This is a genomic window from Pseudomonas sp. zfem003 (assembly GCF_032621675.1).
In the GTDB taxonomy this organism is placed as follows: domain Bacteria; phylum Pseudomonadota; class Gammaproteobacteria; order Pseudomonadales; family Pseudomonadaceae; genus Metapseudomonas; species Metapseudomonas otitidis.
The window spans coordinates 1-7571 of record NZ_JAVYJG010000020.1 but is presented as its reverse complement, the minus strand read 5'-3'; the positions used below and the strand labels follow the sequence as shown (position 1 = coordinate 7571).

At 55.6% G+C, this 7571-nt stretch carries 12 protein-coding genes; 1 reads left to right on the top strand and 11 read right to left on the bottom strand.

Going from position 1 to position 7571, the window contains the following annotated elements; genetic code table 11:
* Positions 1 to 72 precede the first annotated feature (72 nt).
* Complete coding sequence (locus RTK35_RS30125; RefSeq protein ID WP_316909714.1) at positions 73 to 1212, bottom strand: phage/plasmid replication protein; 1140 nt, start codon at positions 1210 to 1212, stop codon at positions 73 to 75.
* A 131-nt stretch (positions 1213 to 1343) separates the two neighbouring features.
* Between RTK35_RS30125 and RTK35_RS30120 the strand changes: the two genes are divergently transcribed.
* Positions 1344 to 1700 (top strand): helix-turn-helix transcriptional regulator, encoded by a 357-nt coding sequence (locus tag RTK35_RS30120; RefSeq protein ID WP_316909713.1) that lies wholly within the window; start codon positions 1344 to 1346, stop codon positions 1698 to 1700.
* A 431-nt stretch (positions 1701 to 2131) separates the two neighbouring features.
* Here the strand turns inward: RTK35_RS30120 and RTK35_RS30115 are convergent, their stop codons facing one another.
* The 10 genes from RTK35_RS30115 to RTK35_RS30070 all read right to left on the bottom strand — a co-directional run bounded on the left by RTK35_RS30115 (position 2132) and on the right by RTK35_RS30070 (position 7459).
* Positions 2132 to 2431 carry a hypothetical protein gene (locus RTK35_RS30115; protein WP_316909712.1) on the bottom strand — a complete coding sequence of 100 codons (300 nt, stop codon included), beginning with the start codon at positions 2429 to 2431 and terminating at the stop codon, positions 2132 to 2134.
* Positions 2432 to 2565: 134 nt separating this feature from the next.
* Positions 2566 to 2748, bottom strand: coding sequence for a hypothetical protein (locus RTK35_RS30110; RefSeq protein ID WP_316909711.1), 183 nt, complete (start codon positions 2746 to 2748; stop codon positions 2566 to 2568).
* A gap of 244 nt (positions 2749 to 2992) precedes the next feature.
* Positions 2993 to 3178 carry a hypothetical protein gene (locus RTK35_RS30105; RefSeq protein ID WP_316909710.1) on the bottom strand — a complete coding sequence of 62 codons (186 nt, stop codon included), beginning with the start codon at positions 3176 to 3178 and terminating at the stop codon, positions 2993 to 2995.
* A 113-nt stretch (positions 3179 to 3291) separates the two neighbouring features.
* Positions 3292 to 4410 (bottom strand): zonular occludens toxin domain-containing protein, encoded by a 1119-nt coding sequence (locus RTK35_RS30100; RefSeq protein WP_316909709.1) that lies wholly within the window; start codon positions 4408 to 4410, stop codon positions 3292 to 3294.
* Positions 4410 to 4748 carry a DUF2523 family protein gene (locus tag RTK35_RS30095; protein WP_316909708.1) on the bottom strand — a complete coding sequence of 113 codons (339 nt, stop codon included), beginning with the start codon at positions 4746 to 4748 and terminating at the stop codon, positions 4410 to 4412. Before RTK35_RS30095 ends, RTK35_RS30100 begins: the two co-directional genes overlap by 1 nt.
* A 1-nt stretch (position 4749) precedes the next feature.
* Entirely contained in the window at positions 4750 to 6228 is a 1479-nt protein-coding gene (locus RTK35_RS30090; protein ID WP_316909707.1) for a hypothetical protein, read from the bottom strand.
* A gap of 135 nt (positions 6229 to 6363) precedes the next feature.
* Positions 6364 to 6498 carry a hypothetical protein gene (locus RTK35_RS30085; RefSeq protein WP_316909706.1) on the bottom strand — a complete coding sequence of 45 codons (135 nt, stop codon included), beginning with the start codon at positions 6496 to 6498 and terminating at the stop codon, positions 6364 to 6366.
* A 137-nt stretch (positions 6499 to 6635) separates the two neighbouring features.
* Positions 6636 to 6824 (bottom strand): hypothetical protein, encoded by a 189-nt coding sequence (locus RTK35_RS30080; protein ID WP_316909705.1) that lies wholly within the window; start codon positions 6822 to 6824, stop codon positions 6636 to 6638.
* A 14-nt stretch (positions 6825 to 6838) separates the two neighbouring features.
* Complete coding sequence (locus RTK35_RS30075) at positions 6839 to 7144, bottom strand: hypothetical protein (RefSeq protein WP_316909704.1); 306 nt, start codon at positions 7142 to 7144, stop codon at positions 6839 to 6841.
* A gap of 18 nt (positions 7145 to 7162) precedes the next feature.
* Complete coding sequence (locus RTK35_RS30070; protein WP_316909703.1) at positions 7163 to 7459, bottom strand: hypothetical protein; 297 nt, start codon at positions 7457 to 7459, stop codon at positions 7163 to 7165.
* Between the last annotated feature and the right edge of the window lie 112 nt (positions 7460 to 7571).

The window sequence follows — 7571 nt, the reverse complement described above, 5'->3', positions numbered from 1 at the left end:
GGTCGATAAAAACGAACACAAAGCGACCGAGCAGGAAGACGGCGCAGAAGCAGATAACAACGTCGAGGAAGGTCATGCGGCCACCAGTTGCAGGTGGGCAGCAGGACGGCGGTACCAAGACGGAATGGGGAGGTCGTAACTCTTGGTGACCTCGCGAGCCTGGCGCACGATGACCGGAGTAAACCGGGAGGTATCGCAGGGGTTGGCGATGTCGATGCCGATTTTGCGGAGGCGAGCGCGGTGCTTCTTTACAGCGCTTTTGGTGAGGTCAAAAACCTGACCGTTGCTCCAGTTCAACGCCACCATTGCGGTCATATTTGCCGCGTAGGTGCTATCAACAACCTTTTCGGCCAGAAGCTGGCCGGCAATCGTCACGAGGTCCATGGCCGTTACCTTCAGTTTGGTGTCCACCGCGAGGAAGTCGTCGTGAATGGTGCGGAGACGGGATTCTTTGAACAGGCCCCAGAAGCGCAGACCTTCGCGGGCCAGAAACTCTTGCTTGAGTTCCTGCTCTTGCCGGACAACGCCATGCTGGTTGCAGTAGGAAATGAGCTGATCGACATACTCGAGCTCGGGTGACGCATCGCCGAACATGCGCAGGACGCGGGTCCTGGTGTGTTCTGACATCTCAAAGGCCTTGTCGTAGACCTTGCGGTATTGGAGGCGGACGCCCCCTTTTCGCTTGCCGCCTGCCGTCCAATCGACGGTGCGGCCGTTGGGGTACAGGTAGCCGATGGAATGGCCGATGCGCTGGGTAGACAGCCCGCGGAGATAGGCCAGTACGTTGCCCTCCCCTACAGCGACATTGGTTGTCAGGTCGATGCGCTCCAGGGAGCAACCATCCGCAACCCAGTCACCAGCACGAGCACCAGAGGCGCCCTGACGAAGCTCAACACGGGTGCACTTGGTGAACGGGGGAAGGCCGTATTCAGCGAGGAGCTGGTTGTAAACGTTGATGCACTGGCCAATGGTTTCGTAGCCGAAGAGGTTGTCGAGGCGATTGAACTTGCTGGGGTTGCCATCAACTCGGACCTTTCGGCCCTGGACGCTGATCTTGATCGAGGTGGAGTAGCTGCCTTCGTGCTTGAACCAGGGCTGACGAGTGCTGAGCACCTCGTGGGTATTGGCATCGATGGTAAGCGTGAACACATCGCAGACAACCGGGAGGTCGTGATCGTGTTCTTGAGAAACGCTGAGCCAGTCGATGAACATGGAATTCCCTGTCAATATCGGAAAAGCAATACCGAATGGACGGGATAATAGGACCGACAATTGCCAGAATGCAAGCAAAAATGTACCGGTTTACCGGAACTGTATAAAGCACCAGTACCTAGGATGGGGTCATGAGCGAAAACAGCCAGGAACGAGCCATGACCATAGGGACCAACCTGAAGAAATTGAGGGAGGCGCGAAAGCTTACCCAGCGCTTCGTATGGGAGGCGGCAGGTGTCAGCAAATCCAGCTACACGGCATACGAGGCAGGGAGGTCAGATCCGACGGGCGAGATCATCGTAAGGCTCGCGAGAGTGCTAGGGGTGTCGACCGATGAGTTACTGCTTAACGAGCACGAAAGAACGTTATCCGAAGACCTGGCGCCGATTCTGAGGCGCTTCGACGCACTGCCGGTGGATATCAGGAACCAAGCACGCATAGCGCTGAAAGGCGTGCTGTTCGGATACGAGCAAGAGGCGCTGAGATAGAGAGCGGTACGCGATCGCATACCAAAGTGGGGGTGTAACAGCACCCCCACCCCGATCCGTGCAACATGCTGAACGCAATGTTCAGAATTCCGAACTGCAAGACGGCAAAAGCAATCCGATTGCGCATCACCATCGAGCCGCCCCGGCTGGGCTAGGCGGGCGGGTCGTTCCTCGGAGATCTGTTAGAAAAGGCCGTGCATCAGCTCCGTGCGCTATGTGTTGCCGCAGTGCGCGCCCGTGGGGTGATCATGGCGCGCGGTGAGTTCGGAGCGGCTGGAGGCGAGGCGTTCGCGGACGTGCTGCGGAGCGGCGGCGAGTTATCACCCTGGAGCGGATCCAATCGCTAGCAATTGGCGAGATCCAGGGCGTTTCCTGCAGGAAAAATTGCTATCAATTTTCGCCCTGGATCTGCAGCTGGAGCGCACAAAATGCTAGCGGCGAGCACCGGGCCGGAGCGGATTGGACGGATCGAACAGGTCGCCCTGCCCTGCAATCTCGGCCAACTGGACAGCGGCGCCGTGAGCGTCACGAAGAACTCGCTGCAGAACAGCAACCTTCTCACGCTCTGCCGCCAGTTGGGCGCGCAGATCGGCGACGAGGTCATTGAGCGCAATGGCCTTGGCGGCGCCGGCCATGAGCGCTTGCGATGCAGTGCCCTTGCCAGTCAGTAGCTTGATGTTGCGCAGAACGTCGACGTCGGGGTCGCGGATGGTGAGGGTTTTGCCTGACATGCGAATCTCTCCGTGATAGCAATTTTGAACCCGGGCGGATCTGACCAGGTGCAAAAATGCTAGCACGACTCCTTCAGGCGGTGATAGCAATTTTGACGTCCTGGTGCTCGATGCCGGCGAAGAAATGCTAGCAATTAAAGATCGAGGATTTCGCGGCAGGCGGCCTGCAGGCGCTCGACGCGGCGGTCGAGGTCCGCAGCTTCGTCGTCCAGCTGGAGAACGCGAGCACGCAGGCGGCGGAGATCGGCAACGAGGTTGGGATAGTCCTGCAGCACGTAACAGACCGCATCGAGGTCGGAGCCAGGTTTCGCGTACAAGCGCGCCTCGCGGACGAGGTGCGGCGGGATCGGGAGGGGGATGGGGTCACTCATAATCGCCATTACGTTACGCAGGGCCCGGAAGGCTACGCCAGTGTCCGGACCCCGCTCAACGTAACGCCGTCCATTATGAGCAACCTGGGATCGGAAGGCCTGCGCTCACTCCCAGGTAATCGCGAGTAGCAAGCCGCTGAAAATGGCCACGAAGGCCGACATGATGACGATCTGGTCAAGGGTCATAGGTTCACAACCAACGGCGATTCGACAACGACACCCAGCGGGCAGGCGCTTTCATGCCGAAGATGCGGTAAAGACGCGCTTTCCAGGCCTTGGGCGGCAGCCAGTAGCCGTTGGGCATGACCGGCTGTGGCTGCTGTTGTGACTTGATCGGGTCATCTCGGCGGCGCATGTAGTCGCGGTCGATGAGCATTCTTGGGCCTCCTTGGCGGACGTGTGTTGCGAGCTGGAGAGCGTAGACGAAAGCGACAGCTACGACCATCGCCTGCAATCGCGGGTCCCTCCCGCAAGCGGGAGCCCTCCCGCTCATTTGGCGATGGCCGCAGTGGTCGGGGCCTTGCCGAGGTCTACGGCCGGCAGATCGGCCACGACGTAACCAACGTCGTACCCCTTGTAAGTGACGGAAATAGCCGAGGCGGAGAGCCTGACGATCTCGTAACCAGTGTCCCAAAGGTCCTGGAAGGAAACCCTCCGGATGGGCTGGCCGTTCTGCGCGATGGTGACGTAACCGCTCAAATACTCGACCTCGACACCGTCACGGTAGCGGTGCCCATACACCATAGCCTGGAGGTGCATGGTTGAGCCGTCAAAGGGGTGCATTTTCTTCTCAGGCCCGCGCGGGGTGGCCTGCGGAGGCGGTTCCTTGGCGGGTTGATGCGCAGGTTGAGGCGGGGTGTAAGCGGCCTGAACTGGCTCAACTTGGGGCGCTGGGTCGTCGCCTGACGTCAGGTTGTAAGCAACCATGCCAACAAAGAGAACGGCGCATATAGCAGCACCACGGAAAGGCCAGCGCTTCCAGATCGGAACAATGTCAGAGGCGAACGCTTCTTGAACTGCCGAATCAGACTTGGTGTGCGACTTATAGAGCGGAAAATACTTCTTTTCGTACTCACGGATGGACGTGTTAACAACTTCGCCGCGTATGCCGTCCTGAACTTTGCGGATATAGCGATCACTAGAACCGAAAGCAACAGCCTTCTTGCAGCGGTAGACAACTTGCACTAGGTCGCGAATTGCTGGGTTTATTTTGCCGTACGACTGAGTAATGAGCAGAACATCAGAGCCGGTATGACGGTGTTCTGCATACCACTCCTCGACCGACACAGGCGTGCCCTGGCGAGGTAATGACTTGTGGCATTCGTCAATAATGTACAGGCAGCCTACTTGCGTGTCCGAGTCTTTCCAGTCGTCTTGATAATCCTCAGCGCGACTAAACGGCTGGACGAGCTTGTCACCGACCTTGTATGGGGCGCGAATCTCTATGAGTTTCGTTGAGCCTGGAAAATATTGCTCCCACATATCAAGGCACAAAGGGAGGTTAGTAACTACCTTGCGCTTACGCTCAATAACGGCGGGGATAATGTGGAAGGCGACGGACTCATAACTTTTACCGCCGCCAGGGTTGCCGAGAAGTAGGTTAATCATTATGAGCCCCAACGAACAAAAGGAATGGTTTGCAGGGTGAAACGAACTACCAATGAAGCAACGATAATAGAAAGACACTGAGGTATTCCGATATATCCGAGTATATTGGCTACATCAGCGGGAATCAGTGCGTAATACGTCTGAGGATTGAAAGGAGCAGAAATTACAGATAGAGCTGCAACGGCGACGTCTAATGACTGGTCAAAAATCCAGCAAACGTTATCAGTGAGAATGTTCCAGATGTCGACGAATACTTGCTTGAAAACAGCAAGGAGCCACTTGGCGAAGTTAGCTATCTTCGCAAGGAGTGCGGTAAAAAAGTTAAATACACCCTGCATATCAGCCTCCGAATATGAGTGCGCGGCAAGTAAACACAGTTGTAACCATCATGATTATCTTGATGAAGTCGAAGACCCAGCAAAGACTCATAAAGTCGAGGTGGCCGAACGCCGCCCAGGTGGCAATGTTGAAATCCAGGCCAAATGATGGACAAACACCCGAAAACGTAGGCACGAAGCCGGAGAGGAACTTGAGGAATGCTGAATCCTTGAATTCTTTCTGTTTCGAGTTCCAGACACCTTTTAGGCCGTCGGGATATTGCTGCTTATAGAATGGCTCGACGTCGGGAAAATCGGTGTCCTGAAATGAATACTGAGGCTCTGGCGATTCGTCAGGTTTGGCAGGGTCTGGAGGGGTTTCAGGGAGCGGAGTAGTGTCGGTCTCGATTTCCGTAGAAACCGGAGTTCCGTCCTCGGTTTTAGTCGTGGTAGTAGTTGGCGAAACATCGAAGTAATTGTCGCCGTATTTAATTCCAAAATCGGTTGAGGTGCTGGTAACTCTGGTGCCCTGAGTGCCGTCAGGCTTGAGATAAGACTGCGTAGTCGAAGACCTGGGGCCAGCAACAGAAGCAGGGCCGGAAAGGAAACCGGACGACTTCATCTCAGCGTAACAGCCAGCAGGATTGTTGGAGCCCTCGCAAACTTCCTTAAGGAGATCACTCAGATAAGCAGCGCTTTGAGCATTAAGCCAAGGATCGAGAGCCGCCATATCCGAATCAGTAACTGGCGATTTAGATTTCTCAGAAACAACAACAGTAAATTGAGAGGATTGAGCCTGTGAAACATATCTAGGATTGCAGTTACCTACGTAAGTAAATGGGTTGGTAGTAAATGGCGTGCCGGTAGTAATGACATAAACCCAGCCATTGCCAGTATAAACGCCGTCAGGATTTGAATAAGCAAAAGCGCAACTGCTAGCACCAGGGCCACGAAACGGCATATTCAACCCCTGAACCATGCCGGGAGTTTCTTTTACGATTGTGACCTCCTTTCCGCCGCCGGGCTTAACACCCTCCTCCATAACCCATCCGACAGCCGAAATAGCCGCCATGCTCGCAACGTTGAAGGCAATTTGAGCAGGTGAAACCTTAACAAAATTCTTGAATTTCGTGATTAATCGAGTCTTGGGAACTTTGACAACAGGTTGAACTTTAACTTTCGTAGCCTGCGGGTTTGGAGTTCCGTAATAAGCGCCCTCCCCGTACGGCGTTACCACCTTTCCAGATGTAAGGGGCTCGCGGCGAACAGTAGGACCAACAGAGTCACCAGAATTGAAACGATTTCCGGCAGTCATCTCGAAAACTTGTTCCTGGCCGTAAAACGCAATTTCGCCATTAGGGGTTGAAACTGCGCCAGTTCTGGCGGTGCCCTTAATTACAGCTTGAGGGGAAGGATTAAAGGTTTGACGAACTGCGGAATGCGCCGACAAAGAGAGGAAAACAATTAAAATCGTTGTTGCAAACCTAAAATAAATGCCCATCCGCCTATCACTCCACCAATGAAAACCAAGGAATACGCCAACATTGCAATGTCAGCGGAAGTTATCGAGATAGTTATTTGTTCCATAAAAAAAGGAGGACGTTGCCGCCCTCCTCCCTTGTGCGGCGAAAGCTGTTTAGGCTTTACGCACGCCACGCTTGCCCAGGTCGATGCCCTTGAAGGCCATGTGAATGCCGATGATGGCGACGCCAGCGGTGACAACCCAGGCAACGACTTCACCGAACGAAACAGCTGCGAAAATCTCAGTCATCTTTGGAACTCCTTTACAGTTTGCGAATGGCGCTAATTACGACGCCGATTTTCAAGCCGACCGCATATGCAGCGACAGTCAGCATGAATCCTGATGTGTACACGGTGATAAGCCCCTGTACGGTTAATTGTTGAAGTTCAGCCGGCATAGTTGAACTCCAGAACTTCGACGCGCTCGCAGGCAGCAACTTCGGATGCCGAATAGCAGTCATCACAGGCGCGGAATGTGTCAGCGGGTACGAGGTCGGGCGCTTGGGCCGGCTGATTCCAGAGCTGGCCGATGAACTCGCCGCACAGGTCGCAGAAACAGCGGTCGTGGATGATCACGGCGCCCTCCTCCGTCAGCCGGCCTTGGCCACTTCAACAGGAACGCGCTTGAAGCCACAGACGCGGTTGCGTTCCATGTTTCGGGGGTCAGGTTCGAACTCGAAATTGACCAAGGTCAGAGGCTCCAGAGACTGGAACTTGGCGATGGCCTCGGGGGCGATACCAATGGACTTGCCTTCCAGGCCGAGAGCTTGCTTGCGGTCAGGGCGACCGGTGTTGCTGGCGTCGTCGGCGTAGTGGACCTGGGCGATGTCATAAGCCGAATTGGTCTTCTTGGAGGTGCCAGCGTCGCGGGTGATTCCGAGGTAGATAAAGGGCATTTGAGGGTTCCTCAGTAGTTAGGCGTTGTCGCCTGGAAAGTGGGCGGAAGCCCGTGGGTCGAACGTGTAACCGGCCATCTCGGCGATGGAGATGGTCGAATGCCGGTGAAGGGCCGCCAGGAGCTGCTCGGTCTCGTAGCGGTCGAAAAACCACGTCTCACGCTCGTAACGTTCGAGGTTCTGCTGGGCCTGCTGAATCTGGCGCTCAAGGTGAGGGCTGACGAAGCTGCGGGCGACGGCGCGCTGTTGATCCAGGGCGCGGCGCTGAGAGGAGCTAAGGGCGGTGCCCTGGAAGCTGACGGTGCGAAAAGTCATTAGCGATCCCTCCAAGGCATGGAGGCCCAATAGGAAATGACAAGAGCGGTGATAACGACAGCAGCGACGAAGGCAGAGAGAACGACAGCAACATCGGGGTACGAATGAACAA

What these genes read in the sequence shown, in the direction of transcription:
- RTK35_RS30085 (WP_316909706.1), bottom strand. Translation starts at nt 6,498, where the DNA reads ATGACTGAGATTTTCGCAGCTGTTTCGTTCGGTGAAGTCGTTGCCTGG.
- RTK35_RS30070 (WP_316909703.1), bottom strand. Translation starts at nt 7,459, where the DNA reads ATGACTTTTCGCACCGTCAGCTTCCAGGGCACCGCCCTTAGCTCCTCT.
- RTK35_RS30115 (WP_316909712.1), bottom strand. Translation starts at nt 2,431, where the DNA reads ATGTCAGGCAAAACCCTCACCATCCGCGACCCCGACGTCGACGTTCTG.
- RTK35_RS30090 (WP_316909707.1), bottom strand. Translation starts at nt 6,228, where the DNA reads ATGGGCATTTATTTTAGGTTTGCAACAACGATTTTAATTGTTTTCCTC.
- RTK35_RS30105 (WP_316909710.1), bottom strand. Translation starts at nt 3,178, where the DNA reads ATGCTCATCGACCGCGACTACATGCGCCGCCGAGATGACCCGATCAAG.
- RTK35_RS30125 (WP_316909714.1), bottom strand. Translation starts at nt 1,212, where the DNA reads ATGTTCATCGACTGGCTCAGCGTTTCTCAAGAACACGATCACGACCTC.
- RTK35_RS30095 (WP_316909708.1), bottom strand. Translation starts at nt 4,748, where the DNA reads ATGCAGGGTGTATTTAACTTTTTTACCGCACTCCTTGCGAAGATAGCT.
- RTK35_RS30075 (WP_316909704.1), bottom strand. Translation starts at nt 7,144, where the DNA reads ATGCCCTTTATCTACCTCGGAATCACCCGCGACGCTGGCACCTCCAAG.
- RTK35_RS30120 (WP_316909713.1), top strand. Translation starts at nt 1,344, where the DNA reads ATGAGCGAAAACAGCCAGGAACGAGCCATGACCATAGGGACCAACCTG.
- RTK35_RS30100 (WP_316909709.1), bottom strand. Translation starts at nt 4,410, where the DNA reads ATGATTAACCTACTTCTCGGCAACCCTGGCGGCGGTAAAAGTTATGAG.